Source organism: Amycolatopsis iheyensis, from assembly GCF_024703995.1.
GTDB classification, from domain to species: Bacteria; Actinomycetota; Actinomycetes; order Mycobacteriales; family Pseudonocardiaceae; genus Amycolatopsis; species Amycolatopsis iheyensis.
Genome location: NZ_JAMXQV010000014.1, coordinates 66,023 through 91,458 on the forward strand (window position 1 = coordinate 66,023; position 25,436 = coordinate 91,458).

25 protein-coding genes are annotated in these 25,436 nt (G+C 70.8%); 17 read left to right on the plus strand and 8 right to left on the minus strand.

Annotated elements, in window-relative coordinates; genetic code table 11:
• Nucleotides 1–55: 55 nt before the first annotated feature.
• From M8542_RS25610 to M8542_RS25620, 3 genes are all read right to left on the minus strand, one after another.
• A complete protein-coding gene (locus M8542_RS25610) occupies nucleotides 56–808 on the minus strand; it encodes a S1 family peptidase (protein ID WP_257922781.1) in 753 nt (250 codons plus the stop codon).
• Nucleotides 809–897: 89 nt separating this feature from the next.
• Nucleotides 898–1,653 carry a S1 family peptidase gene (locus tag M8542_RS25615; protein WP_257922782.1) on the minus strand — a complete coding sequence of 252 codons (756 nt, stop codon included), beginning with the start codon at nucleotides 1,651–1,653 and terminating at the stop codon, nucleotides 898–900.
• Nucleotides 1,654–1,747: 94 nt separating this feature from the next.
• The gene (locus M8542_RS25620) at nucleotides 1,748–2,122 is read right to left on the minus strand and encodes an FKBP-type peptidyl-prolyl cis-trans isomerase (RefSeq protein WP_257922783.1); all 375 of its coding nucleotides are present in this window, start codon (nucleotides 2,120–2,122) and stop codon (nucleotides 1,748–1,750) included.
• A gap of 139 nt (nucleotides 2,123–2,261) precedes the next feature.
• Between M8542_RS25620 and M8542_RS25625 the strand changes: the two genes are divergently transcribed.
• The 4 genes from M8542_RS25625 to M8542_RS25640 all read left to right on the plus strand — a co-directional run bounded on the left by M8542_RS25625 (nucleotide 2,262) and on the right by M8542_RS25640 (nucleotide 7,993).
• Nucleotides 2,262–5,480 (plus strand): penicillin acylase family protein, encoded by a 3,219-nt coding sequence (locus M8542_RS25625; RefSeq protein WP_257922784.1) that lies wholly within the window; start codon nucleotides 2,262–2,264, stop codon nucleotides 5,478–5,480.
• A gap of 71 nt (nucleotides 5,481–5,551) precedes the next feature.
• Nucleotides 5,552–6,592 carry a trans-sulfuration enzyme family protein gene (locus M8542_RS25630; protein ID WP_257922785.1) on the plus strand — a complete coding sequence of 347 codons (1,041 nt, stop codon included), beginning with the start codon at nucleotides 5,552–5,554 and terminating at the stop codon, nucleotides 6,590–6,592.
• 61 nt (nucleotides 6,593–6,653) lie between these two features.
• Nucleotides 6,654–7,415 (plus strand): hypothetical protein, encoded by a 762-nt coding sequence (locus tag M8542_RS25635; RefSeq protein WP_257922786.1) that lies wholly within the window; start codon nucleotides 6,654–6,656, stop codon nucleotides 7,413–7,415.
• Complete coding sequence (locus tag M8542_RS25640; protein WP_257922787.1) at nucleotides 7,412–7,993, plus strand: class F sortase; 582 nt, start codon at nucleotides 7,412–7,414, stop codon at nucleotides 7,991–7,993. Before M8542_RS25635 ends, M8542_RS25640 begins: the two co-directional genes overlap by 4 nt.
• Here M8542_RS25640 and M8542_RS25645 read toward each other — a convergent pair.
• Both M8542_RS25645 and M8542_RS25650 read right to left on the minus strand, forming a co-directional pair.
• On the minus strand, nucleotides 7,979–9,019 hold the full coding sequence (locus M8542_RS25645; RefSeq protein ID WP_257922788.1) for a patatin-like phospholipase family protein: 1,041 nt from the start codon (nucleotides 9,017–9,019) through the stop codon (nucleotides 7,979–7,981). The two genes, M8542_RS25640 and M8542_RS25645, sit on opposite strands and share 15 nt — an antisense overlap.
• Before the next feature lie 10 nt (nucleotides 9,020–9,029).
• Nucleotides 9,030–9,776, minus strand: coding sequence for a FadR/GntR family transcriptional regulator (locus M8542_RS25650; RefSeq protein WP_257922789.1), 747 nt, complete (start codon nucleotides 9,774–9,776; stop codon nucleotides 9,030–9,032).
• Between the two features lie 65 nt (nucleotides 9,777–9,841).
• Here M8542_RS25650 and M8542_RS25655 point away from each other — a divergent pair, with 65 nt between their 5' ends.
• The 10 genes from M8542_RS25655 (at nucleotide 9,842) to M8542_RS25700 (ending at nucleotide 19,518) form a co-directional block, all read left to right on the plus strand.
• Nucleotides 9,842–11,332, plus strand: coding sequence for an ABC transporter substrate-binding protein (locus M8542_RS25655; RefSeq protein WP_257922790.1), 1,491 nt, complete (start codon nucleotides 9,842–9,844; stop codon nucleotides 11,330–11,332).
• Nucleotides 11,329–12,273 carry an ABC transporter permease gene (locus M8542_RS25660; protein ID WP_257922791.1) on the plus strand — a complete coding sequence of 315 codons (945 nt, stop codon included), beginning with the start codon at nucleotides 11,329–11,331 and terminating at the stop codon, nucleotides 12,271–12,273. The genes M8542_RS25655 and M8542_RS25660 overlap by 4 nt, the downstream gene beginning before the upstream one ends.
• Nucleotides 12,273–13,079: an ABC transporter permease gene (locus M8542_RS25665; RefSeq protein WP_257922792.1), complete on the plus strand. Its 807-nt coding sequence runs from the start codon at nucleotides 12,273–12,275 to the stop codon at nucleotides 13,077–13,079. The genes M8542_RS25660 and M8542_RS25665 overlap by 1 nt, the downstream gene beginning before the upstream one ends.
• Nucleotides 13,076–13,807 (plus strand): ABC transporter ATP-binding protein, encoded by a 732-nt coding sequence (locus M8542_RS25670; protein WP_257922793.1) that lies wholly within the window; start codon nucleotides 13,076–13,078, stop codon nucleotides 13,805–13,807. Before M8542_RS25665 ends, M8542_RS25670 begins: the two co-directional genes overlap by 4 nt.
• Nucleotides 13,804–14,577 carry an ABC transporter ATP-binding protein gene (locus tag M8542_RS25675; RefSeq protein WP_257922794.1) on the plus strand — a complete coding sequence of 258 codons (774 nt, stop codon included), beginning with the start codon at nucleotides 13,804–13,806 and terminating at the stop codon, nucleotides 14,575–14,577. Before M8542_RS25670 ends, M8542_RS25675 begins: the two co-directional genes overlap by 4 nt.
• Nucleotides 14,570–15,982 (plus strand): aldehyde dehydrogenase family protein, encoded by a 1,413-nt coding sequence (locus M8542_RS25680; protein ID WP_257922795.1) that lies wholly within the window; start codon nucleotides 14,570–14,572, stop codon nucleotides 15,980–15,982. The genes M8542_RS25675 and M8542_RS25680 overlap by 8 nt, the downstream gene beginning before the upstream one ends.
• Nucleotides 15,979–16,734, plus strand: coding sequence for an SDR family NAD(P)-dependent oxidoreductase (locus tag M8542_RS25685; RefSeq protein WP_257922796.1), 756 nt, complete (start codon nucleotides 15,979–15,981; stop codon nucleotides 16,732–16,734). The genes M8542_RS25680 and M8542_RS25685 overlap by 4 nt, the downstream gene beginning before the upstream one ends.
• 9 nt (nucleotides 16,735–16,743) lie before the next feature.
• Nucleotides 16,744–18,129: an amidase gene (locus tag M8542_RS25690; RefSeq protein WP_257922797.1), complete on the plus strand. Its 1,386-nt coding sequence runs from the start codon at nucleotides 16,744–16,746 to the stop codon at nucleotides 18,127–18,129.
• Nucleotides 18,130–18,191: 62 nt separating this feature from the next.
• Nucleotides 18,192–18,707, plus strand: a complete 516-nt coding sequence (locus M8542_RS25695) for an RNA polymerase sigma factor (protein WP_257922798.1) — start codon at nucleotides 18,192–18,194, stop codon at nucleotides 18,705–18,707.
• On the plus strand, nucleotides 18,700–19,518 hold the full coding sequence (locus tag M8542_RS25700; protein WP_257922799.1) for a CU044_5270 family protein: 819 nt from the start codon (nucleotides 18,700–18,702) through the stop codon (nucleotides 19,516–19,518). The genes M8542_RS25695 and M8542_RS25700 overlap by 8 nt, the downstream gene beginning before the upstream one ends.
• A 2-nt stretch (nucleotides 19,519–19,520) precedes the next feature.
• Here M8542_RS25700 and M8542_RS25705 read toward each other — a convergent pair whose 3' ends face one another.
• On the minus strand, nucleotides 19,521–20,372 hold the full coding sequence (locus tag M8542_RS25705; RefSeq protein ID WP_257922800.1) for an HpcH/HpaI aldolase/citrate lyase family protein: 852 nt from the start codon (nucleotides 20,370–20,372) through the stop codon (nucleotides 19,521–19,523).
• Nucleotides 20,369–21,439 (minus strand): HpcH/HpaI aldolase/citrate lyase family protein, encoded by a 1,071-nt coding sequence (locus M8542_RS25710; protein ID WP_257922801.1) that lies wholly within the window; start codon nucleotides 21,437–21,439, stop codon nucleotides 20,369–20,371. The genes M8542_RS25705 and M8542_RS25710 overlap by 4 nt, the downstream gene beginning before the upstream one ends.
• A gap of 421 nt (nucleotides 21,440–21,860) precedes the next feature.
• On the opposite strand from M8542_RS25710, the gene M8542_RS25715 reads away from it, so the two are divergent.
• From M8542_RS25715 to M8542_RS25725, 3 genes are read left to right on the plus strand one after another with little or no spacing between them, the layout of a single operon-like run.
• Nucleotides 21,861–22,511, plus strand: a complete 651-nt coding sequence (locus M8542_RS25715; RefSeq protein ID WP_257922802.1) for a hypothetical protein — start codon at nucleotides 21,861–21,863, stop codon at nucleotides 22,509–22,511.
• A 10-nt stretch (nucleotides 22,512–22,521) separates the two neighbouring features.
• Nucleotides 22,522–23,172 carry an SDR family oxidoreductase gene (locus M8542_RS25720; RefSeq protein ID WP_257922803.1) on the plus strand — a complete coding sequence of 217 codons (651 nt, stop codon included), beginning with the start codon at nucleotides 22,522–22,524 and terminating at the stop codon, nucleotides 23,170–23,172.
• The gene (locus M8542_RS25725) at nucleotides 23,169–24,122 is read left to right on the plus strand and encodes a ribose-phosphate diphosphokinase (RefSeq protein ID WP_257922804.1); all 954 of its coding nucleotides are present in this window, start codon (nucleotides 23,169–23,171) and stop codon (nucleotides 24,120–24,122) included. The genes M8542_RS25720 and M8542_RS25725 overlap by 4 nt, the downstream gene beginning before the upstream one ends.
• Here M8542_RS25725 and M8542_RS25730 read toward each other — a convergent pair.
• The gene (locus tag M8542_RS25730) at nucleotides 24,115–25,413 is read right to left on the minus strand and encodes a D-arabinono-1,4-lactone oxidase (protein ID WP_257922805.1); all 1,299 of its coding nucleotides are present in this window, start codon (nucleotides 25,411–25,413) and stop codon (nucleotides 24,115–24,117) included. The genes M8542_RS25725 and M8542_RS25730 overlap by 8 nt on opposite strands.
• Nucleotides 25,414–25,436 lie beyond the last annotated feature (23 nt).

Genomic DNA, 25,436 nt, shown 5'->3' on the forward strand with positions numbered 1-25,436 from the left:
AATTCCCTGGCCGGGCGTCACCCGACCGCGCGGCCGGGTGACGCCCGAAGGGAGGTCAGCCGGTGTGCGAGGCGATCCAGTCCGCGACGACGTCGACCCGCGAAGTCGTCTCGAGCTGGTTGTGCGGGCAGTCCGGCCCGGACGACTCGACCGAGACCAGCTGGCCACCGGAGCCGGCGGCGACGAAGTAGGGCGCACCGGAGTCGTACACGCAGGCGCTCGTCGTGGACGTCGGCGCGACGCCCTGCACACCCAGCGTCGAGGTGGCGACCTGGCCGATCTTCACCGTGCCCTGCTGCAGCTTCGTCGACGGCGTCGGATTGGTCGCCGTGAGGCTGCCCCAGCCGGCGAGCGTCAGCTGCTGGCCGAGCGACGGCGTGAGCCGGTTGACCGTCAGCGGCGTGATGCCGGTGACGGCGGTGTCGAGCGTGGCGATCGCGATGTCGTTCGCCGCGGCCTGGTAGACGGTGACGACGTTGCGCGTCACGCCCGGCGTGCTCTGGTTGACGGTGCCGAGCAGCACCGACGTCGGGTACGGCACCGGGCCGGAGACCCGGTTGCGGTTGGCGTCGTGGAAGCAGTGGCCGGCGGTGATGATCCACTTCGCCGCGATCAACGCACCCGAGCAGGCGCTGTTGTACTTGGTGCCGTCGGGTTTCGGGATGTTCGTCATCGTGAGCTTCGCGGCGAACTTGAACGTCCCCGCCGGGACGTCGGCGCCGTTGGCCACGGCGGCCGCCGGGCTCGCGGTGGCGAGCCCGGCGGCCAAGGTGAGCAGGGCAGCGGAAAACACAGCGCGAACGCGCATCGGTGGATCCCCCTTGTCACGCACCGGCGGTCGAAGGCCGGTGATCACTTTCGAGGGTAGCGAGACCGAAGCGCGGGAAACTGCGCCGTTCAGCCCAAGTGCGAAGCGATCCAGTCCGCGACGACGTCCGCCCGCGCGGTGGTCTCCGCCTGGTCGTGGGGGCAGTCCGGGCCGTCGCTCTCGATGGACACCAGCCGGCCGCCGCTCTTGCCCGACGGGACGAAGTACGGCGCGCCCGAGTCGTACGTGCACGCGCTCGTCGTCGACGTCGGGGCGAAGCCCTTCACCCCGGTGTACTGCGCGTCGACCGTCGCGACCTTCATGACGCCCTGCTGCAGCTTCGTGCCCGGCGTCGGGTCGACCGACGTGAGGCTGCCCCAGCCTGCGAGCGTCACCTTCTGGCCCACCACCGGCGCCTTGCGGCTGATCGAGAGCGGCTCGATGCCGTAGACCGGCTTGTCGAGCTCGGCGATCGCGATGTCGTTGCTCGGTGACTGGTACACGGTGACGACGTTGCGGGTGACGCCCGGCTTGGCCACGGTCGTCGTGCCCAGCAGCACCGACGTCGGGTACGGCACCGGGCCGGAGACCGGGTTGCGGGCCGCGTCGTGGAAGCAGTGGCCCGCGGTGATGATCCACTTCTTGGCGATCAGGGAACCCGAGCAGGCGCTGTTGTACTTGGTGCCATCGGGTTTCGGGATGTCCGTCATGGTCAGCTTCGCGGCGAACTTGAACGTTCCCTGCGGGACGTCGGAGCCGTTGGCCACGGCCGACGCCGGCGCCGCGGTGACCACCGCGGCGGCGAGCGCGAACAACGTCGCGGAGAGCAAAGCGCGTGTGCGCATGGAAAAACCCCCGGATCAGGGCCGGCTTGGGGGCCGGCGATGGGGGCGAGGGTAGCGGTGGTGGCGGGTTCGCACGCCACCACCGCGAAAAAAGCTAGTTCACGCCGACCAGGTCGACGACGAAGATCAGGGTCTCGCCCGGCTTGATCACGCCGCCCGCGCCGCGGTCGCCGTAGGCCAGGTGCGGCGGGATGACGAGCCGGCGGCGGCCGCCGATCTTCATGCCCGCGACGCCCTGGTCCCAGCCGGAGATGACCTGGCCGGCGCCGAGGCCGAAGCGCAGCGGCTCACCGCGGTCCCACGAGGCGTCGAACTGCTCGCCGGTGGAGTGCGAGACGCCGACGTAGTGCACGGTGACGGCCTTGCCGGGGGTGGCTTCCGCGCCGTCACCGACCGTGATGTCGGTGATCTCGAGGTCGGCCGGAGGGTTGCCCTCGGGGCGGTCGATCTGTGGCTTTTCCAAGGTCATAGCACTCACCGTACCCACGCGCGCGAGGCTGCGCCGTTCGGACTACGTCCAAGGGCTGAAAAACGCGAAAAGTCTTCACACTTCAGCTACTGCTCGGTAGCGTGCGCTTCGTCACTCTTCTGACTGAGGGGAGCCCGGCATGCGACGTGGCATCCGCGCCCTGACCTTGACGGCACTGGGGGCCCTCGTGGCCGGCCTCACCCAAGTCGCCGTCACCGCTCCGGCCGCACAGGCGGCCGCGTCGCCCGACGACTACTGCGGCGGGCAGTGCAACGACATCCTGCCGCCCGGCGAACAGGGCAGCGCCACCCTCGCCGAGATCCTGGCGCACAAGGTGCTGGGCACCCGGCCCGCGCACGCGGCCGACCAGCTCGGCAAGTACGCCTCGCTGGCCGGCGGCTACCAGTCGCTGACCACCAGCACGATCAGCCAGTACTTCAACGACGCTTCGTTCGGAGTCGCGGCCGACCAGGTCGCGAGCACGACGAAGCCGCGTTCGGACGTCACGATCGTGCGCGACAAGGCACTCGGCGTCCCGCACATCACCGGGACCACCCGCAGCGGCACCGAGTTCGGCGCCGGGTACGCCGCCGCGCAGGACCGGCTGTGGCTGATGGACGTCCTGCGCCACGCCGCCCGCGGGCAGGTCACCCCGTTCGCCGGTGGCGCCGAGGCGAACCGCGAGCTGGAACAGCAGTTCTTCTCGAACGCGCCGTACACCGAGGCCGAGCTGCAGCAGCAGATCGACCGCGTCGCGGGCAGCGGCCCGCGGGGCGCGCAGGGCCTGGCCGACGCGCAGGCCTACGTCGACGGCATCAACAAGTACATCAACGACTCCCACAGCGGCCGGTACTTCCCCGGCGAGTACGTGCTGACCGGGCACGTCGACGCGATCACCAACGCCGGCACGATCGACCCCTTCAAGCTGACCGACCTCGTCGCGCTCGCCTCGCTGGTCGGCGCCGAGTTCGGCGCGGGCGGCGGCGGTGAGGTGCAGAACGCCATCGCGAAGCTCGCGATGCAGGAGAAGTACGGCGTCGTGCAGGGCGAGAAGGTGTGGCAGAGCCTGCGCTCCGAGGACGACCCCGAAGCCGTCAAGACGCTGCACGACGGCCAGACCTTCCCGTACGGCAAGACGCCCGCCAACGCGGTCGGGCGGGCCATGCCGGACAAGGGCTCGGTGACCGGGCAGCAGCTGGTGTTCGACCAGACCGGCTCGGCCGCGACCGCGACGCCGTCCACTGTGGACGTCGCCGCGCCCGCCGACCAGGAGCCCGCCCGCGGGATGTTCGAGAACGGCGTGCTGCCGGGGAACATGCTGAGCGAGAAGCACGGCATGTCCAACGCGCTGCTCGTCTCCGGCGCGCACACCGCCAGCGGCCACCCGGTCGCCGTGTTCGGCCCGCAGACCGGTTACTTCGCACCGCAGCTGCTGCTGTTGCAGGAGCTGCAGGGTCCGGGCATCTCCTCGCGCGGCGCGGCCTTCGCCGGGCTGAGCATGTACACGCTGCTGGGCCGCGGCCAGGACTACTCGTGGAGCGCGACGACGTCGGCCCAGGACATCATCGACACCTACGCGCTGACGCTGTGCGACCCGAGCGGCAAGGCGCCGACGAAGGACTCGAACTACTACACCTGGCAAGGCCAGTGCATCCCGATGGACACCGTCGAGGTGAAGAACGCCTGGAAGCCGACCGTCGCCGACGGGACCGCGGCCGGGTCGTACACCTTGCGCAGCTACCGGACGAAGTACGGGCCGGTGCAGAGCCGGGCGACGGTCGGCGGCAAGCCGGTGGCGTACGCGGCGCTGCGCTCGTCGTACTTCCACGAGGTCGACTCCCTGATCGGCTTCCAGGAGCTGAACGACCCGGGCTTCATCCACTCGGCGGCCGACTTCCAGAAGGCCGCGGCCGACATCAACTACACCTTCAACTGGTTCTACGCCGACTCGAAGGACATCGCGTACTTCAACTCCGGCAGCAACCCGTCGCGGCAGTCCAATGTGGACCCGAACATGCCGGTGTGGGGCGACCAGGGCCACGACTGGAACGGCTGGAACCCGGCCGGGAACGTCGCGACCTACACGCCGGCGTCGCAGCACCCGCAGTCGGTCAACCAGGACTACTACGTCAGCTGGAACAACGCGCAGGCCAACGGCTACGCGGCCGCGGGCGCGGACAAGTCGGCCGTGCACCGCGTCGACCTGCTCGACACGCGGGTCAAGACGATGATCCTCACCGGCCGCAAGGTCACCCGGGTCAACCTGACGCAGGCGATGGAGGACGCCGCGCTGGCCGACCTGCGCGCCGAGCGCGTCCTGCCGCTGCTGCTGCAGGTGCTCGACAAGACACCCACCACCGGCGCGGCGGCCGACGCCGAGGCGAAGCTCAAGACGTGGCTGGCGAACGGCCACCTGCGCCAGGAGACGTCGCCGGGCAGCAAGGCGTACGCGGACGCCGACGCGATCCGCATCTTCGACGCCTGGTGGCCGCTGCTCGTGCAGGCCGAGTTCAAGCCGGGCATGGGTGACGACGCCTACAACGCGATGACCGGCGTGATCGGCATCAACGAAAGCCCGTCCGGCTGGCAGAACGGCAACGGGCAGCACACCGGTCAGCCGCACAAGGGCTCGTCGTTCCAGGTCGGCTGGTGGGGTTACGTCAGCAAGGACATCCGGCAGGTGCTCGGCCAGCCGGTGGCCGGCCCGCTCGGCCAGACGTTCTGCGGCGGCGGCAACCTCACGACGTGCCGCCAGGCCCTCGTCGACTCGCTGACCACGGCCGCCGGCCAGGCCGCGAACACCGTCTACCCCGGGGACGGCAGCTGCTCCGCGGGTGACCAGTGGTGCGCCGACACGATCATCCACAACCCGCTCGGCGGCATCACGCAGGACAAGATCAGCTGGCAGAACCGCCCGACGTTCCAGCAGGTCGTCGAGTACACCGCGCACCGCGGCGACAACATCGCCAACCTCGCGCCGGGGAAGACGGTCAGCGCCACGAGCGCCGAGACCGGCTTCTACAACTCCCCGGCGTCGAACGCGATCGACGGCACCACCTCGACCCGCTGGGCCAGCGACTGGAGCGACGACCAGGCGATCACCGTCGACCTCGGTGCGCTGCAGCAGGTCTCGCGGGTCGGGCTGAGCTGGGAATCCGCGTACGGGAAGAGCTACAAGATCCAGACTTCGCCCGACGCGGTGAACTGGACCGACGCGGCCGTGGTCACCGACGGGGACGGCGGTCAGGACAACCTCTCGTTCGCCGCGAGGCCGGCGAGGTTCGTCAAGATGCAAGGCGTGCAACGCGGCACGAAGTACGGCTACTCGCTGTACGAGTTCGAGGTGTACGCGCACTGAAGCCAGGCCGGGCCGTTCGCGGACGCGCGGGCGGCCCGGCCTCCTCACCGCGGCGCGATTACCGTGATCGCATGGACGACTGGACGCCCCGCACCAAGGCCATCGCCGCCGGCCGGCCGCACGGCCCCGGCGAGCCGCTGAACACCCCGCTCGTCGCCACCAGCACCTACCGGGCCGGTGGCGACTTCGTGTATTCGCGCAGTGACGGCACGCCGACCTGGCACGCGCTCGAAGAGGCCGTCGGAGCGCTCGAGGGTGGCCACGCGACGGCGTTCGCCTCCGGGGTCGCGACGTTGTCCGCGGTGCTGGACCTGCTGCCGGTCGGGTCGCGGGTGGTCGTGCCGACGTTCAGCTACGCCGTGACGCGCGGGGTGCTCGCTCACGCGCAGAAGCTCGGCAAGCTCGCCGTCACCGAGCTGGCGCCGACCGACACGGCAGCCTGGGTCGCCGAGGCCGCGACGTCGGACCTGGTCTGGCTCGAGTCGCCGACCAACCCGACGCTCGACGTGATGGCGATCGAGACGATCGCCGCCGCCGCGCGCGGCCGGGTCGTCGTCGACAACACCTTCGCGACGCCGCTGCAGCAACGGCCGCTCGAGCTGGGCGCCGACGTCGTCGTGCACAGCGCGACCAAGCTGATCGGCGGGCACAGCGACCTGCTGCTGGGCATCACCGTGGCCAAGGATCCCGAGGTCGCGGCCGAGCTGAAGGGCGCGCGGACCCGTGTCGGCTCGACACCGGGCGCGCTCGAAGCGTGGCTCGCGCTGCGGGGCCTGCGGACGATGCCGGTCCGGCTGGCCGAGCAGTCCCGTACGGCGGCGCTGCTGGCGGCGCGGCTCGGTGACCACCCCGCGGTGACGCGCGTGCGCTACCCGGGCTTCGGCATGATGGTCGCCTTCGAGCTGGCCGATGCGGCGGCCGCCGACCGCTTCTGCGCGTCGACCCGCCTGATCGTCCCGGCCACCAGTCTCGGCGGCGTGGAGAGCCTGGTCGAACGGCGGGCCTGGCTCCCGGGTGAGGAGCGGGTGCCCGCGGGTTTGCTCCGGTTCAGCGTCGGCCTCGAGGATCCTGACGACCTGTGGCGGGACCTGAACAGCGCGTTAGCGGAGTAACAACCGCCGGCGAATCCTCGATAGTCGCGGCATCGCAGGTCAACCGCCGTTGGGAGTCATCGTGGGTAGAACGCTGAACCGGGTCGCGGGTGTCGTTTCGGCAGCGGCGCTGGTCACCTTCGCCGCGGCGCCGGTCGCGCTCGCGGACGACGAGACGCCCACGTCGACGACGGAACCGACCACGTCCACTTCGGAGACTCCGACCTCGAGCAGCGCTCCGACGAGCAGCACCTCGGCGACCCAGACCGAGTCCTCGCCGGTTTCGACCACGGGCACTCCCGCGCCGGCGAAGCCGAAGCGTGCGGCCGCCGCGCCCACCACGCCGAAGACGACGACTTCGCCCTCCGAAGCGTCCGAGCCGCCGAAGGACGACTACCAGGACAACACCGGCGCCGGCTTCGTCGGCCTCGGCGGCGAAGGCGTCCTGGTCATCAACTGCGCGGCGGGTGCGCCCGGCAACCTGGCCGCCCAGTACCTGAGCGTCACCGGTGGCCCGGACCAGGACGAGTCCGACGGCCGGATCTGGAACTACACCGTCCGGGTCGCCGACGCGCCGGCCGGCACCACGACCGCCAAGTTCAGCTGGACCTGCGCGGGCGTCGAGGGCAACGGCACCGTCGAGTTCGAGCAGGAGCAGCCGCCGACCACGAGCACCAGCAGCTCGCCGACCACGACCAGCGCGCCCGCGTCGAGCACCGCGCCGGTGACCACGGCGACCACCACGACGAGCACCACCGCTCCCGGCAACGCCGCTCCGAAGGCCCAGGTCAAGGTCACGCCCAAGGGCACGGTCGAGACCGGCTTCGGCGGCATGGCCTGGTGAGGATCCGCCGGGCGGGCGCGGCCCTCGCGCTCGTCCTGACGCTGGCCGCCTGCAGCACTCCGGAGCAGCCGAAGGCGGCGCCGGCGCCGGTTCCGTCCTCGGTGCCGGTGACCGCGCCGTTCAAGGGACTTCGCCCGACGTCGGTCAAGATCCCCAAGATCGGCGCGGAGTCCAGCCTGCTCGCGGTCGCGGTCAAGACCGACGGCTCGATCTCCGTCCCGTCGGTGCACCAGCCGATGCAGGCCGCCTGGTACAAGCTTTCCCCGGTGCCCGGGGACGTCGGCCCGGCGATCGTGCTCGGGCACGTCGACGGCGACAAGAAGCCCGGCATCTTCTACAAGCTCAAGGACCTCGCGCCCGGCGACGAGGTCGACATCGACCGCAGTGACGGCAAGAAGCTGAAGTTCGTCGTCGACCGCGTCACGCAGGTTCCGAAGGACACGTTCCCGAAGGACGCCGTCTACGGCAACAGCGACAAGCCCGAGCTGAGGCTGATCACCTGCGGTGGCGTGTTCGACCACGCCGAGCACAGCTATAAGGACAACATCGTCGTCTACGCGAACCTAGCCAACGCCTGAACCGGGGTACGGGTACGTCGGCTTCAGCGTGGTTTCCGGGCACACCCAACGCCGCATGCCGGCGTCGCACACGGCGTAGCCCCAGTTGATCAGCCGGTCCTGCGTCCGCTCGGACATCCTGGTCAGCCGGGTCTTCGTCACGGCCAGCTCGCGGGTCTGCTCGACCGGCGCCGGCAGCGCGTCCGGCAGCTCGAAGTGCGTGATGTCGCTGTAGGTCGCCCAGTACGTGCCGGCGAACCGCTTGTCCTGGTAGGACTTCAGCAGCGAGCCGGTGCGCAGCTCGCGGACCTGGTTGTCCATCACGGTCAGCACGCGGAACATCTGCATCGGCCAGTTGCGGCGCGGCTTTTCCTCGTGCCGCATCTTCTTGCCGGCGTCGCTGACCAGGACGGTCGCGCACTGGTTCTCGATCGGGTCGAGGCCGAGGTTGTCGTACACGCCGGCGTCGCTGAGCACGATCTCGCGGTCCGCTTGGTGCGGGTCCGTGATCACGACCGGCGAAAGCATCGGCGGGAACGCCGACGACGCGGCCACCGCCGTCGCCAGGGGAATCCGCCCGTGCGGGCCGGACTGGCGGAAGAACCACCACAGCGAGCCGTCCTGCAGGCTGGTCGCGGTGAACACGAAGTTCGGGCCGGCCGGGTCGAGGTCTTCGAGGCAGCAGTCGCCGAAGAGGTGCTTCGCGTAGCGGCGGGCCAGTTCCTCACCCGCGCTGCGCCACGGCATCACCATGGCCTTCAGCGTCACCGGGACGTCGAGGTTGGTGCGCGCCAGTTTCCGCAGCGGCTGCACGACTTCCTTGCCGAAGTTCTCGGCGACGCCGTCTTCGCCGAAGTACAGCTTGTGCCACGCGTGCGCGAGCACCCCGGCCGCGATCGAACCGCCGGAGACGCTGGAAACGGTGGTCAGCTTCGGCAGCCAGCCGAGTTCGTTGAGCCGCCAGAGCGCGCCGGCGTGGAAGAGCATTGCGCGATAGCCACCGCCGGACAACGCGAGCCCGACTCCGTCTCGTTTCGTCCCGGCCATTCGGCCGAGTCTAGGACCGCAGCAAGGGGGCGAGCAGCGGGCGTTGCCCGGCGGGCACGTGTTCCGCGTAGTTGTCGTACAACGCCTGCTTGGCGAGCTGGGCCGCACCGGCGCCATCGGCTGCGCGGATCGCGTCGAGCACTTCGGCGTGGTGGGCGAGCCACGCGCGCATCAGCGACGTCCGGTTGCTGGCGTGCTCGAGCTTGTCCTCGATCAGCTCCAGCACCACTCCGCGCACGACTTCTTCGCTGACCACCAGCAGGGGATTGCGTGAGATGCGCGCGATGACTTCGTGGAAGGCGACGTCGGCGCGGCTGAACTCGGCGTACCCGTGCGAGACGCCTTCGCGCATCGCCTCCAGCGCCGTGTCGAGGCCGGTCAGGTCGTCCTCGGTGCGCAGCTCGGCGGCGAGCAGGTGGGCCGAGCCGTCGAGGATCATCCGGAACTGCAGCAGTTCGGCGAGCCCGACGTGGTCGGCCCGCGCGAGCCGGTGCATCGAGCGGTGCAACGCCGCCGGCGACGCGGCCAGCACCTCGGGGCCGCGCGGGTCACCGGGGCGCGACCGGATCATCTCGGCGGCTTGGAGCACGCGCAGGGCTTCGCGGATCGTCGAGCGGCCGACGCCGAACTGCGTCATCAGCTCGCGCTCACTCGGCAGGCGTTCGCCCGGCTTGAGCCCGCCGCTGATCACGGCCTGCTCGATCTGCTCGACGACCCGCTCGTACGCGCGGACCGGAGCCACCGGTTCGAACCGCATCCTTGACCTCGTCGTCCGCTCAGTGCAGGCTACTGGTCAGACCAGTGTACTGACCTGGAGGCCGAATGAAAGCCCGGATTCCGGTGGTGGCAGCGGCGCTGCTGCTTGCCGTCACCGGCTGCTCGGCCGGCTCGTCGGCCAGTGTTTCCGCTGGTCCGGACACGCTTTCCGTCGGCTTCACGGCCGAGCCGGCGAACTTCGACTTCACCAAGACCGACGGTGCCGCGATCCCGCAGGCGCTGCTCTACAACGTCTACGAAGGCCTGGTGAAGCTCGACTCGCAGGGTCGCGTGGTGCCGCTGCTCGCGAAGTCGTGGACGATCAGCCCGGACCGTCGCACCTACGACTTCCAGCTCCAGCCGGGTGTGAAGTTCAGCAACGGCGCACCGTTCACGGCCGAAGACGTCAAGTTCTCGCTGCTGCGCGTGAAGACCGACTGGACGATCTCGATCAAGTCCACGATGGACGTTGTCGACCACGTCGACGTCGTGGCGCCGGACCACGCGCGGGTCGTGCTGTCGAAGCCGTCCAACGGCTGGCTGTTCAGCCTGACCAGCCGGCTCGGCGCGATGTTCAGCCCGACCGGCGTCGCCGACCTGGCGAACAAGCCGGTCGGCACCGGGCCGTACGTCGTGGCCGCCCGCAAGCGCGGCGACTCGGTGGTGCTGAAGGCGAACCCCGCGTACTGGGGCCGGGAACCGGCGTACAAAACCGTGGTCCTCAAGTACATCAAGGACCCGACGGCGCTGAACAACGCGTTGTCCAGCAACGGCATCGACGTCATCTCGGCGGTCACCGCACCCGACTCGATCCCGCAGTTCCAGGCGGACGACCGGTTCCAGGTCATCCAGGGCACGTCGAACAGCGAGGTCACGCTCGCGATGAACAACGCGCGGCCGCCGTTCACCGACGTCCGGGTGCGCCAGGCGCTGATGTACGCGATCGACCGGAAGGCGTTGCTGGACACGGCGTGGGCCGGTCGCGGCACGCTGATCGGCAGCATGGTCCCGCCGACCGACCCCTGGTACGAGGACCTGTCGAAGGTCTACCCGTTCGACCCCGCGAAGGCCGAGGCGCTGCTGACCGAGGCGGGCGCGACGAACCTGAACCTGCGGATGCGGATCCCGAACCTGCCGTACGCGGTGTCGGCCGCGCAGGTCGTGCAGTCGCAGCTGGCCGACGTCGGGGTGCGGACGACGATCGAACCCCTCGACTTCCCGGCGGTGTGGCTCAAGCAGGTGTTCACCGACCACGACTACGACCTGTCGATCATCCAGCACGTCGAGGCCCGCGACATCACGACGTTCGGGAAGCCGAAGTACTACTGGGGTTACGACAGCAAGCGCGTCCAGCAGCTGCTCGCCGAAGCCGACAGCGGGACGCCGGAGCAGCAGGTCGCGGACATGAAGCAGGTCGCGCGGCAGCTGAACACCGACGCGGCCGCGGACTGGCTGTTCCTGTTCCCCAACGTGATCGTCGCGAAGGCCAAGGTCGGCGGGTTCGCGGCGAACCAGGTCAGCGAGTCCTTCGACCTCACCGGGCTGGCGCCGCGATGACCGCCAAGGTGCTGCGCCGGGTGGCGATCTTCGTGGTCAGCGTGCTGGTCGCGTCGATCGTGGTGTTCCTCTTCATGGCCGTGCTGCCGGGTGACCCGGCGCAGGTCGCGCTCGGCGTCAACGCGACGCCGGAGCTGCTCGCCAAGACACGCGCGGAATTCGGCATCGACCGGCCACTGGTCACGCAGTACTTCGACTGGATCGGTGGCGTGCTGCACGGCGACTTCGGCCGCTCGTACGTCACGCGCGACGCGATCGGTCCGCAGCTCCTGGATCGTCTCGGCGTGACGCTCTGGCTGGTCGGCGCCGGGATGCTGGTGGCGCTGGTGATCGCGATTCCCGCGGGCACGTTCGCCGCGGTCAAACACCGCAAGGCTTCCGGCGCGAGCGTTTCGGGGTTGTCGCAGATCGGCGTCGCGATCCCCGCGTTCCTCGCCGGGATCATCCTGGTGCAGATCTTCGCCGTGCAGCTGCGCTGGCTGCCGTCCGGCGGGTGGACCCCACCGGACCAGAACTTCGGCGAGTTCTTCCGCGGGCTCGTCCTGCCCGCGTTGTCCCTCGGTTTGGTGCAGGGCGCGGTGCTCACGCGCTATGTCCGGTCGGCGGTGCTCGACACGCTCGGCCAGGACTACCTCCGGACCGCGCGGTCCAAGGGGCTCCGGCCGGGGCAGGCGTTGGTGCGCCACGGTTTGCGCAACGCGTCGGTACCGGTGGTCACCGTGCTCGGGCTGCAGCTGGCGACGCTCTTGATCGGCGCGGTCGTCGTCGAGCGCGTGTTCGTGCTGCCGGGACTCGGCTCGATGCTGCTCGACGCGGTGTCGTCGCGGGACCTGCTGACCGTGCAGGGGATCGTGCTCGTGCTGGTGGTCGGCGTGCTGGTGGTCAACTTCGTCGTCGACGTCCTGTACACCGTGCTCGACCCGCGATTGCGAGGTTCGTGATGCGCAATCTCGTCATCGGCGGAGTGCTCGTCGGCTTGGTCGTGCTGGCCGCGCTGCTGTCGTTCGTGTGGACGCCGTTCGACCCGGTGAAGGTCGACGCCGCCCACCGGCTCCTGGGCTTCGGGGGCGAGAACCTCTTCGGCACCGACAAGTTCGGCCGCGACCTGCTCAGCCAGATCATGGTCGGCGCGCGGACGACGTTGTACGTCGGTGTCGTCGCGGTGGGCATCGCCGCGGTGATCGGCACGCCGCTGGGGATCCTCGCCGGGATGTCGCCGCGGTGGCTGGGTGAGTTCGTCATGCGGGTCAACGACCTCGTGCTCGCGTTCCCCGCGTTGCTGCTGGCGATCATGTTCGGCGCGGTGTTCGGGGCGGACACGCTGACCGCGATGGTCGCCATCGGCATCGCGACGATCCCGTCGTTCGCGCGGATCGCGAGGTCCGGGACGCTGCAGGTGATGAGCACCGAGTTCGTGCTCGCCGCGCGGGCCGGCGGCCGGTCGCGGTTCTCCATCGCCGTCCGGCACGTGCTGCCGAACATCTCCGGCCTGCTGATCGTGCAGGCGTCGGTGTCGTTCGCGATCGCCGTGCTGGCCGAAGCGGCGTTGTCGTTCCTCGGGTTCGGCACGCGGCCGCCGACGCCGTCGTGGGGACGGATGCTGCAGGAGTCCCAGGAACTGCTGACCGTGCACCCGCGGCTCGCGCTGGTGCCGGGCATCGCGATCGCCGTCGCCGTGCTCGGGTTCAACCTCCTCGGCGACGGCCTGCGTGACCGCCTCGACCCCCGATTGGCGGCGAAGGTATGACGCTTTCGGTTTCGGGTCTCAGCGTTTCTTCGCTCGTGCGTGACGTTTCCTTCGAGATCGGCGCAGGCGAGCGGGTCGGGCTGATCGGGGAGTCCGGGTCGGGGAAGTCGCTGACGGCGTTGTCGATCATGGGCCTGCTCCCGGACGAACTCCGCGCGTCCGGCTCGGTCCGGCTCGGCGACCGCGAGCTGCTCGGCATGTCCGAAAAGGACCTCTCCCGGCTACGCGGTGACGAGCTGGCGATGGTGTTCCAGGAGCCGATGACGGCGTTGAACCCGGCCATGCGCGTCGGCCGCCAGGTCACCGAGCCCGGCCGGATCCACGGCCGCCGCCACCGCGCGGAAGACCTGCTGTCCTCGGTGGGCTTGGCGGACACGGCCCGCGCGTACCCGCACCAGCTGTCCGGCGGCCAGCGGCAGCGGGTCGTCCTCGCGATGGCGCTGGCGAACGAGCCGTCGCTGCTGATCTGCGACGAGCCGACGACCGCCCTCGACGTCACGGTCCAAGCCCAGATCCTCACCCTCATCAAAGCCGCACTTTCACGTGAAAGTGCGCTCCTCTTCATCACGCACGATCTCGCGGTGGTCGCGTCGGTGTGCGAGCGCGTGCTCGTGATGCTCGACGGCGAGATCGTCGAAGCGGGTTCGACGCGCGAAGTCCTGACGTCGCCGAAGCACGAGTACACGCGCAAGCTCCTGGCCGCCTCGGACCTGGAGGCCCGCCGATGAGCATCATCGAAGTCCGCGACCTCGAACGCCGCTACGCCCGCCGGGACGTCCACGCGTTGCGCGGGGTCAGCTTCGACGTCGAGGCCGGACAGCGGTTCGGCATCGTCGGCGAGTCCGGCTCGGGCAAGTCGACGCTGGTCCGGCTGCTGGCCGCACTCGACCAGCCGACCGCCGGCACGGTCTCGTTCCAGGGCCGGCGCATCGACCACCTCCCCGAACGCAAGCTCGGCTTCCTGCGCTCGGAGCTGCAGATCGTCTTCCAGGACCCGATGGGCTCGCTCGACCCGCGGATGCGAGTCGCCGACATCATCTCCGAGCCGCTGGGCCGCCGGAACCCGAAGCTCGTCGACGAGCTGCTGGCCGCGGTCGGCCTGCCCGCCGACGCCGCCGGGCGGTACCCGCACCAGTTCTCCGGCGGCCAGCGGCAGCGGATCTCGATCGCCCGCGCGCTGGCGCCGCACCCGAGCGTCCTGATCGCCGACGAGCCGGTCAGCGCGCTCGACGTGTCCGTGCGCGGCCAGATCCTCGACCTGCTCGCGTCGCTGGTGGACCAGTTCGCGCTGACGCTCATCTTCGTGTCGCACGACCTCGGCGTCGTCCGGCACGTCTGCGACCGCGTCGCGGTGATGCGCCGCGGCGAGATCGTCGAACTGGGCGACGTGGCCCAGGTCTACGACGCACCGCAGCACGAATACACCCGGGAGCTCCTCGCCGCCGCACCGAACCTGCGTGCGGAGCTGGCCCGGTTGAGCGGAGGTGAAGATGGCTGAGTACCCGGACGGACTGCCGGTCGGCGCGGGCTGGGTGTCCACTGTGGACGCCGAAGAAATCGTTTTCCCCTACGACGGGAGCGTGATCGGCACCGCGCCCGTCGGCACTCCCGAGCTGGCAACCCGGGCTGTCGACGAGGCTGTCGCCGTCGCGCGCGAAGTGGCTTCGCTGCCTTCGCGGACTCGGCGTTCGCTGCTCAACGACGTCGCGGCGGCTTTGGCCGAGCGCCGTGCGGAGTTCGAGGACCTGCTCGTGCTGGAGACCGGCAAGCCGCTGGTGGACTGCCGGGTCGAGGTCGCGCGCACGATCGTCACCTGGGAAGCCGCCGCCGAAGAGGTGTCGCGGCTGCACGGCGAGACCGTGCCGCTCGACCTGCTGCCCTCCGGCGACGGGCTGCTCGGGTTCTGGAAGCGCAAGCCGATCGGCGTGGTCGTCGGCATCGCGGGCTTCAACTACCCGCTGCTGCTGGCGTCGCACAAGATCGCGCCGGCCATCGCGGCCGGCTGCCCGGTGATCGTGAAGCCGGCACCGCAGACGCCGCTGGCCACGCTCTGGCTGGTCCACCTGGTCCGGTCGCTCGCGCCGCTGCCGGCGATGGTCCAGCTGGTCACCGGCGACGCGGCCGTGGGCGCGGCGCTGACGACCGACCGCCGGATCGGCGCGGTGTCGTTCACCGGCTCGGCCGCGGTCGGCCACCGCATCGCCCGCGACGCGGCGCCGACGAAGACGTTGCTGGAGCTGGGTTCGAACGCGGCGCTCGTCGTCGCTGCCGACGCGGACCTCGAAGCCGCGGTCGACGCCGTGCTGCGTGGCGGGTTCTACGCGTCCGGCCAGGCGTGCATCTCGGTGCAGCGGGTGCTGGTCGTCTCGTCGGTGGCTGCGGAGTTCACCGAACGGCTGCTGGCCCGGCTCGACGAGGTCGTCGTCGGCGATCCGCGGGACGAGAAGACGCGGGTTTCCGCGCTGATCGACCCCGCTTCGACCGAGCGGGTCGCCGCGTGGATCGAGAAGTCGGGCGCCCGCCAGGTCGGCGGCGGTGTCGAGGGCACGGTGCTGCGGCCGACGGTCCTGCTCGACGTCCCGGACGGCGTCGAAGCCTGGGACGAGGAGATCTTCGGCCCGGTCGTCTGCGTGCGCACGGTGTCCGATGTGGACGAAGCGTTCGCCGCGGTGAACGCGTCCCGCTACGGCCTCCACGCCAGCGTCTACAGCAAGTCGCTGAACACGGCCTTCCGCGCGCTCGACGAGCTGGAAGTCGGCGGCGTCGTCGTCAACGAGGTGCCCGGCTTCCGTTCCGACACCATGCCCTACGGCGGGGTGAAGGACTCCGGCATCGGCCGCGAGGGACCGCGGTTCGCCGTCGAGGAACTGACCGTGACGAGGATGGCGGTGCTGCGCCCGTGAACTACTCGACGTTGTTCCGGCTGGACGGGCGCCGGGCCGTGGTGCTCGGCGCCGGCGGTATCGGCCGCGAAGCCGCGCGTGCGCTCGCGGCGCACGGCGCCGACGTCGTGTGCGCCGACCGTGACCTCGAAGCCGCACGCGAGGCCGGCGTCGGCGAGGCGTACGAGATCGACCTGCTCGAGCCGGGCGCGCTCGACCGTGCGGCGACGGACCTCGGCCCGCAGGACATCGTCGTGCTGACCGCCGCGATGAACGTCCGCAAACGTTTGCTGGACTACACCCGTGAGGAGTTCGACCGCGTCCTCGCGCTGAACCTCGGCGTGACGTTCGAGGTCGTGCGCGTGTTCGGCGCCGACATGGTCGCGCGCGGGCGGGGGAGCATCATCGGCTTCTCGTCGATCCGCGGGACGACCGTCGAGCCCGGCCAAGGCCCGTACGCGGCGACGAAAGCCGGGCTCGTCCAGCTGTTCCGGACGGCCGCGGCGGAGTTCGGCCCGGCCGGCGTCCGGGTCAACGCGATCGCCCCCGGCGTCGTCGAGACGCCGCTGACCGCGCAGATCAAGGCGAACCCGGAGTGGTACGACGCGTATGCGACGAAGGGCGCGTTGGGCCGCTGGGCGCGTCCCGAGGAGCTCGCCGGCGCGGTCGTGTACCTCGCTTCGGACGCTTCGTCGTTCGTGACCGGCTCCGTGCTGGCGGTCGACGGCGGCTGGACCGCCGTCGACGGCCGCTTCGAACCGCCGGCGTCTTGAGGAGGCTTCATGACCGAGCTGCCCGATCTGACCGCCGTCGAGCTCGTCGCGCAGTACCGCGCGAAGACGCTCTCGCCGGTCGAGGTGACCGAAGCCGTACTCGCCCGGATCGACGCGCGAGAGCCGGAGTTGCACGCGTTGTACGCGTACGACCCTTCAGCGGCTCTCGACGACGCGAAGGCGTCCGAAGCGCGCTGGGCGTCCGACGAGCCGCTGGGCCCGATCGACGGCGTCCCGCTGACGCTGAAGGAGAACATCGCGACCCGCGGCACCCCGGTTCCGCTGGGCACGGCGGCGACCGCGCTGGTCCCGGCCGCGGCGGACGCCCCGGCGGCCGCGCGCGTCCGCGAGTCCGGCGGCGTCCTGCTGGCCAAGACGACGATGCCGGACTACGGGATGTTGACGTCCGGCCGGTCGAGCTTCCACGAGACGGCGCGGAACCCGTGGCGGACGTCGGCCTCGCCGGGTGGCTCGAGCGCGGGTGCGGGTGCGGCGGCCGCGGCGGGCTACGGCCCGCTGCACGTCGGCACGGACATCGGCGGCTCGATCCGGCTGCCGGCGGGGTGGTGCGGCCTGGTCGGGCTGAAGCCGAGCTTCGGCCGGGTGCCGGTCGACCCGCCGTTCCTCGGCCGGGTGGCGGGCCCGATGACCCGCACGGTCGCCGACACGGCGTTGCTGATGAGCGTGCTGTCCGCGCCCGACGAGCGTGACCACCTCAGCCTGCCGCCGCACGACTTCGACTGGTCGTCGCTCGACGGTTCCCTGTCCGGACTGCGGGTCGGCCTGCACCTCGACCCCGGCGTCGGCCTGCCGGTGGACCCCGCGACGCGCGACGCCGTCACGGCGGCGGCCCGGGTCTTCGAGGCGGCGGGCGCGGTCGTCGAGCCGGTCGGGCCGTTCCTGACCCGCGAGATGCTCGGCGGCCTGGACGTCTTCTGGCGCACCCGCGCCTGGTCGGACCTGGCGGCGTTGCCGGCGGACCGCCGCGCGAAGGTGCTGCCGTACATCGCGGCCTGGGCCGCGGGCGGCGCGGAGGTGTCCGGTGTGGACGTTTACCGCGGCTTCGCCCAGATCGACGCGATCAGCGTGGCCGCCCTGCGCGCGACGGCGCCCCACGACATCGTGCTGTCGCCGACGTGCCCGGTGGCGGCCCCGCCGGCGGAGTGGGCGTCCCCGACGAACGACCCGGCTCGCCCGTTCGAGCACATCGCGTTCACGGTGCCGTACAACATGTCCGGCCAGCCCTCGGTCTCGGTCAACTGCGGCTACACCGACGACGGCCACCCGATCGGCCTCCAGCTGACCGGCCGCCGCTTCGACGACGTCGGCGTCCTGCGGGTCGCCGCGGCCTACGAAGGCCTGCGCGAGCCGCAACGGCCCTGGCCGATCGGATAGGGAAGAAGTTCGGGCCCCGCGGCGAAGTGGTGGTGAAGCTGTCGCCGACGGGAAGGAACTCCATGACCGAGGCAGCCCCGGTGGCCGGCGTCGAGCAGTTCACCGAGGTGCACGACCGCCACTTCGCCGAGGTCTACCGCTACGTCGCCGGCCGGCTCGGCGCGCAGGCCGCGGAGGACGTCGCCGCCGAGACGTTCCTGGTGGCGTTCGACCGCCGCAAGACGTTCGACCCCGCCCGCGGCGAACTGCGGGCGTGGCTGTTCGGCATCGCGACGAACCTGGTGTCGAGACACCGCCGCAAGGAAGCCCGCCACTACCGCGCGCTCTCGCGGATCGAGGTGCCCCGGCCGCTCGAGGGACACGAAAACCGCGTCGTCATGAATGGACAGCTGGGAAAAGCGTTGTCCCGGCTGACTTCGGGCGAGCGGGACGTCCTGCTGCTCGTGGCCCTCGCCGACCTCGGGTACGCCGAAGTCGCCGAGGCGCTCGGCATCTCCCCGGGCACGGTCGGCTCCCGGCTGACCCGCGCCCGCAAGAAGCTCGCTCCCGTTCTCGCCCCGGAGGCCACCGATGAATGACCTCGAAACCCTGCGCACCGCACTCGTGTCCGGCGAGCCGTCCCAGGACGTCGTCGACCGCAGCCGCCACCGGCTGCAGAACCGGATGCTCGGACGTCGCAGGCGCACTCGCCCGCTGGCGATCGGCGCCGGGCTCGTCGCCGCGGCGGCAGCGATCGTCGTGGCGAGCCTGCCCGGCCCCCCGCCCCCGGCGCCGCCTTCGCAGGCGGTGGACGCCGGCCCGGCGGTCCTGCTGGCGGCCGCCACCGTCGCCGAGCACGCCCAGGTCGGCACCGGAAAGTACTGGCACTCGACGACGAAGGTCGGCAAGGAGACCTGGGAGTACTGGACCACCCCCGACGGGCAGGAGTGGTACCGCGGCGAGAACACCCACGGCAAGGCCGTGCGCCAGCCCCGCCCACGGCCCCTCCGGCTGACCGACGACGAGGTCACCCTCAGCCAGATCTTGACGCTTCCCACCGACCCGGCCGCCCTACGGGACTGGTTCGCGAACGGGCTGCGGAACTACTCCCCGGCGAGCCAGCGGGACTGGGCCGTGCTCCAATCCCTGATCGACCTGGTCTCCGTCGTGCCCTCGCCCCCGGCGGTCCGGGCGGCGGCGTTCCGCGCGATCGCCGCGTACCCGGGCGTGCAGGCGCTGGACGACCGAAGCGTGCGGCTGCCGGGCGGCGGCCGCCTGGTCGTCGACCCGAAGACCGGCCAGGTGGACAGCGCCTCGGTGTTCCTCGGCCCGGACGGCAAACCGGCCCACAACGCCAACGGCGACACGTACGCGGTCAGTGCCGAGTGGACGGACGACCTGCCGACGTGACCTCAGCTCTTGACGGCCTCGGCCAGCGCCAGCACCCGCCGCGCGTTATCGACGTGCAGGTTCTCGATCATCCGCCCGTCCACGGTCACCACACCACGACCAGCCGCCCGAGCCTCCTCGAAGGCCTCGATGATCCGCCGCGAGCGGTCGATCTCCTCCTCCGACGGCGCGAAGATCCGGTTGCACGGCTCGACCTGCGCCGGGTGGATCAGCGTCTTCCCGTCGAAGCCGTACTGCCGCCCCTGCTCGCACTCGGCCTCGAACCCCTCGAGGTCCTTCACGTCGTTGTAGACGCCGTCGAGGATGACGCGACCGGTCGCCCGCGCCGCCAGCAGGCACAGCGAAAGCCCGCCCAGCAACGGCCCGCGGCCCGGGACGAACTCCGCGTGCAGCTCCTTGGCCAGGTCGTTCGTGCCCATCACCAGCACGGTGAGCCGCTCGGACGCCGCCGCGATCTCCTCCGCGTGCAGCATCGCGACCGGGGTCTCGACCATCGCCCAGATCTTCGTGTGGTCCGGCGCCCCGCCGAGCTCCAGCGCGCGCTCGATGTTGTGCACCTCGGCCGCCGAGTTCACCTTCGGCACGACCACCGCGGCCGGGCCGGCCGACGCCGCCGCGCGCAGGTCGGCGTCGTGCCACTCGGTGTCCAGGCCGTTGACCCGGATCGTCACCTCGCGGGTCCCGTACGAACCGACCGCGGCGCAGACGCGTTCGCGCGCGGCTTCCTTGGCGTCGGGGGAGACGGCGTCCTCGAGGTCGAGGATCAGCGCGTCCGCCGGGATCGTCTTGGCCTTCTCCAGCGCTCTTTCGTTGGCGCCGGGCATGTAGAGCACGGAACGTCGGGGCGTGGTCATCCGAGGGTCTCCTTGGTGGCCGCGTCATAAGCCGCGGCGAGTTCGGGGTCGTCCGCCGCGAGGGCGTCGGCCAGTTCGGCGACCACGCGGCACTGCTTCACCGACGCGTCGTCCTGCATCTTCCCGTCGATCATCACCGCGCCCGTGCCGTCGCCCATCTCCGCGATGACGCGCCGCGCCCAGGCCACATCGGACGGCGAAGGCGAGAACACCTTCTTCGCGATGTCGATCTGCACCGGGTGCAGGCTCCACGCGCCGACGCAGCCGAGCAGGAACGCGTTGCGGAACTGGTCCTCGCACGCGACGACGTCGCGGATGTCCCCGAACGGCCCGTAGTACGGCAGGATCCCGTGCATCGCGCAGGCGTCCACCATCCGCGCGACCGTGTAGTGCCAGAGGTCCTGCTGGTAGGTGGTCCGGCCCTCGTTCAGGTCGTCGCCGGTCGGGTCGGTGCGCACCAGGTAGCCGGGGTGGCCGCCGCCGACGCGGGTCGTCTTCATCCGGCGGCTCGCGGCCAGGTCGGCCGGGCCGAGGGAGATGCCCTGCATGCGCGGGCTCGCGCCGGCGATCTCCTCCACATTGGCCACCCCGCTGGCCGTCTCGAGGATCGCGTGCACCAGCAACGGCTTCGTCAGGCCGGCGCGCGCCTCGAGCTGCGCCAGCAGCCGGTCGACGTAGTGGATGTCCTGCGCGCCCTCGACCTTCGGCACCATGATCACGTCGAGCTTGTCGCCGATCTCGGTGACCAGCGTGACCAGGTCGTCGAGCACCCACGGCGAGTCGAGGCTGTTGACGCGCGTCCACAGCTGCGTCCTGCCGAAGTCGGTGGCCTTCGCGATCGAGACGAGCCCGGCGCGCGCGGCCTCCTTGCGGTCCGCGCGCACAGCGTCCTCGAGGTTCCCGAGGAGGACGTCCACCTTCTTCGCGATGTCCGGCACCTTGGCCGCCATCTTCTCGTTGCCCGGGTCGAAGAAGTGGATCATCCGCGAGGGCGTCACCGGGATCTCCCGCACGGGAGCGGGCGCGCCCAGGGCGAGCGGGGCGAAGAAGTCCTTCGGGGAGCGCATCGGTCCTCCACGGCGACGACTAAGTGACTGGTGGGTAACTTTAGTCCGGCGCGCGGGACGCCGCTGCGGCGTAAGTCACCGCCGTGTGGGTGACGGTGGGCAACCGCAGCTCAGCGGCCTGCGTCCACTGTGGATTCTTCCCGGGTTGGGCCGAACGGGCTAGTCGGACCGAAGAGGACAATCCTGCCTTGGGTAGTCGATCGCGGGCGGACGGTAATGCCACTCACCTGACTCTCACTCGGTTGGCCGCACCGTTCGACCGAAGTCGGATGACCGCCTACCGACCGGTCATCGACCGCTGGGCGCCGCCGATCGCAGCCACTCGCGCTACCCGGCGACTCCGCGCCGTCACGCTGTTAGACAAGTGAGGTGCCGGTTTCCCCCGGTCACGAAGCAGTGCAGGGCAGAAGGAGGCGGACTCGTGGCGGCTACACCTCAGAACACCGAGCGCTCGACGGTCGCCGGTGGCGCGAAGCGCAGCCGGTCGATGCCGAGCCGGGTGGTGCCGCCGATCGAACTCCCCGCGAGCGTCGACGAGCTCGCCCGCGCCGCCGCCGCCCAGCTGGGCTGGAACGGCGTCGTCCTGCCCGAGACCACCATCCTCGGCCGCAAGGTCTGCGTGGTCGCCAAGCTGCGCACCGACGTGCACGCCGAACGCATCGCGATGGGTGCCGGCCCGGTGGCCGACCGCGCCACCGTCGACACCTGGACCTGGCCGGAGCTGGCCGGAACCGCCCCCGCCCCGGCCGCCGAGATCGTCGGCGTCCTGGCCGTCGCGCGCCACTGGCGCACCGCGATGGCCTCCGCGGTTCCGTTCGCCCGCTACGGCGAGGCCGCGATGGTGCTGCCGTCACCGGTCACCCTCACCGAGGACTACGTCGGCAACTGCCTGCCGCGGGCCCGCGCGTACGGCCTCGCGGTCGTCACGGCCGACCCGAACGCGGTCGTCGACCTCGACCTCGAGGGCCGCACCGAGCGCGTCGTGCTCGCCGAGGACCCGGTCTCCCGGCTGGTGAACGAGCTGGTCTACGACCACCTGCTCCGGACCGCGGAGGCGCCCGCTTCGCACTAGGGTCGGCTCCATGCGAGTCGTCATTGCTGGTGGACACGGTCAGATCGCGCTGCGGCTGGAGCGGCTGCTCGCCGCGCGCGGGGACGAAGGGGTCGGGATCATCCGCAATCCCGGCCACGCGGCGGACCTCGAGGCCGCCGGTGCTCAAGCCGTCGTGCTCGACCTCGAAAACTCCGATGTGGACGCCGTCGCCGAAGTCCTGAAGGGCGCCGACGCCGCGATCTTCGCGGCCGGCGCCGGGCCGGGCAGCGGCACCGCCCGCAAGGACACTGTGGACCGTGGCGCCGCGGCGTTGTTCGCCGAAGGCGCCGAGCGGGCCGGGGTCCGGCGGCACATCCAGGTCGGCTCGATCGGTGCCGACAACCCGGAGAACCCCGACGTCACCGAGGAGTTCCGGCACTACCTGCGTGCCAAGCGCGCGGCCGAAGACGACCTGAAGGCCCGTGACCTCGACTGGACGATCCTCCGGCCCGGATCGCTCACCGACGACCCCGGCACCGGCCTGGTCCTGCTGGCCGAGAACACCGGCCGCGGCCCGATCCCGCGTGACGACGTCGCCGCGGTGCTCGTGGCCCTGCTCGACACGCCTTCATCCGTCCGCCGCACCCTGACGCTGATCTCGGGCGAGGACGCCATCGGCGAAGCGGTCTCCGCGCTGTGATCTCTGAAGCGTCGAGAGAGATCGCCGTCTTCAGCGGGTCCGCGCACCCCGAACTGGCCGAAGAGATCTGCGCGCAGCTCGGCGTCCCGCTGCGGCCGGCCGAGGTCCGGCGGTTCGCGAACGACTGCCTCGAAGTTCAGCTCCAGGCGAACTGCCGCGAGCGGGACGTCTTCATCATCCAGCCGCTGGTGAAGCCGGTGCAGGAGCACCTCGTCGAGCTGCTGCTGATGCTCGACGCCGCGCGAGGCGCCTCGGCGTCCCGCATCACCGCGGTGATGCCGCACTATTCGTACGCGCGCTCGGACAAGAAGGACGCGCCGCGCATCTCCATCGGCGGCCGCCTGGTCGCCGACCTGCTGACGACGGCGGGCGCGAACCGCGTGCTCGCGATGACGTTGCACTCGCCGCAGGTGCACGGCTTCTTCAGCGTCCCGGTCGACCACCTGCACGCACTGCAGGAGCTGGCGGAGCACTTCCGCCAGTACGACCTTTCGCGCACCACCGTCGTCTCGCCCGACCTCGGCAACGCGAAGGAGGCGTCGCACTTCGCGCGGCTCCTCGGCGTCCAGGTCGCGGCCGGCGCGAAGGAGCGCTTCCCGGACGACCGCGTCCAGATCACTTCGGTGATCGGCGAGGTCGCCGGCCGGGACGTGATCGTCCTCGACGACGAGATCGCCAAGGGCAGCACGGTGCTGGAGCTGCTCGACAAGCTCGCCGAGCTGGAGCCGCGCTCGATCCGCGTGGCGTGCACGCACGGCCTGTTCGCGGCGAAGGCCATCGAGCGGATCGGCGGCCGGCCGGAGGTGCTGGAGATCGTCTGCACCAACACGGTCCCGGTGCCCGAGGAAGAACGCACCGAAAAGCTGAAGATCCTTTCGATCGCGCCGGCCATGGCCGAGGCGATCCGCCGGATCCACAACGGCGAATCGGTGTCGGCGCTGTTCAGGTGACGGGCCCGAGCACCCGGTCCAGGTAGGTGTTGGCGAAGACGCCGTCCGGGTCGGTTTCCTTGCGCACGCGCAGGAAGTCGTCGAAGTGCGGATAGCGCTCGCGGAGGACGCCGGCGTCGAGGTCGTGCATCTTGCCCCAGTGCGGGCGGCCGCCGACGGCGCCGGCGATCTTCTCGAACGCGCTGAAGTACTCGCGGTAGGGCATGCCGACGAACTGGTGGATGGCGATGTAGGCGGAGTCGCGGCCCTGCGCGGTCGAGAGCCAGATGTCGTCGGCCGCGGCGACGCGCACCTCGACCGGGAACATCACCGGGTCCCTCAGCGTTGGGACTACCGCCCGTAGTTCGGCGAGCACGTCCAGCACTGATTCACGTGGAACAGCGTATTCCGTTTCGGTGAAGCGGACGTTGCGCGCGGTCACGAAGACGCGGTGGGAGGTGTCGCTGTACTCGCGCGCGGACAGCATGTTCGACGCGAAGCTGTTCAGCGGACGCACGAGCCGCGGCATCAGCCGGCCGGTCCGGCAGAGCCCGCCGAACGCGACGTTCTCCATGATCTGGTAGTCGACGAACTCGCGGACCTTGCTGAGCGGTTCCGCCGTCTCGCACCGGTTGTTGCGCTTGACCAGGGCGTTCTTGCCGTAGGGGAACCAGTAGAACTCGAAGTGCTCGTTCTGGTCGGCGAAGTCGTGGAAGCCCTCGAGGACCTGCTCCAGCGGCTCCGGCCGCTCCTGCGCACGCAGGTAGAAGGACTTTTCGCAGCGCAGGGTCACGGTCGTGATGACGCCGATCGCGCCCAGCCCGACCCGGGCGGCGGCGAAGAGGTCCGGCTTTTCCTCGGCCGAGCAGGCGACGACCGAGCCGTCCGCGAGCACGAGCTCGAGCGCGGTGATCTGGGTGGCGATACCGCCGAGCTTCGCGCCGGTGCCGTGCGTGCCGGTGGAAATCGCGCCGGCGATGGTCTGCGCGTCGATGTCGCCGAGGTTGGTCATGGCCAGCCCGAGCGCGTCGAGCTCGGCGTTGAGCTGCTTGATGGTGGTGCCCGAACGGACGGTGACCTGCCCGGACTCGAGGTCGACGCGCTCGATGCCGGTCCAGTTCCGCAGGTCGAGCGCGTCGGAGTCGGCGACGGCGATCGCGGTGAAGGAGTGGCCGCTGCCCCAGGGCCGCACGGTCCGGCCGGCCGCGGCGACGCCTTCGACGGCGGCCGCGATCTCGGCGGCACTGCGCGGTGCGTGAACGTGCTGCGGTGAGGCGGACGCGGTGCCCGCCCAGTTGGTCCACCGGGTCATGCGCGCCCCCTCCATCGGTCGAT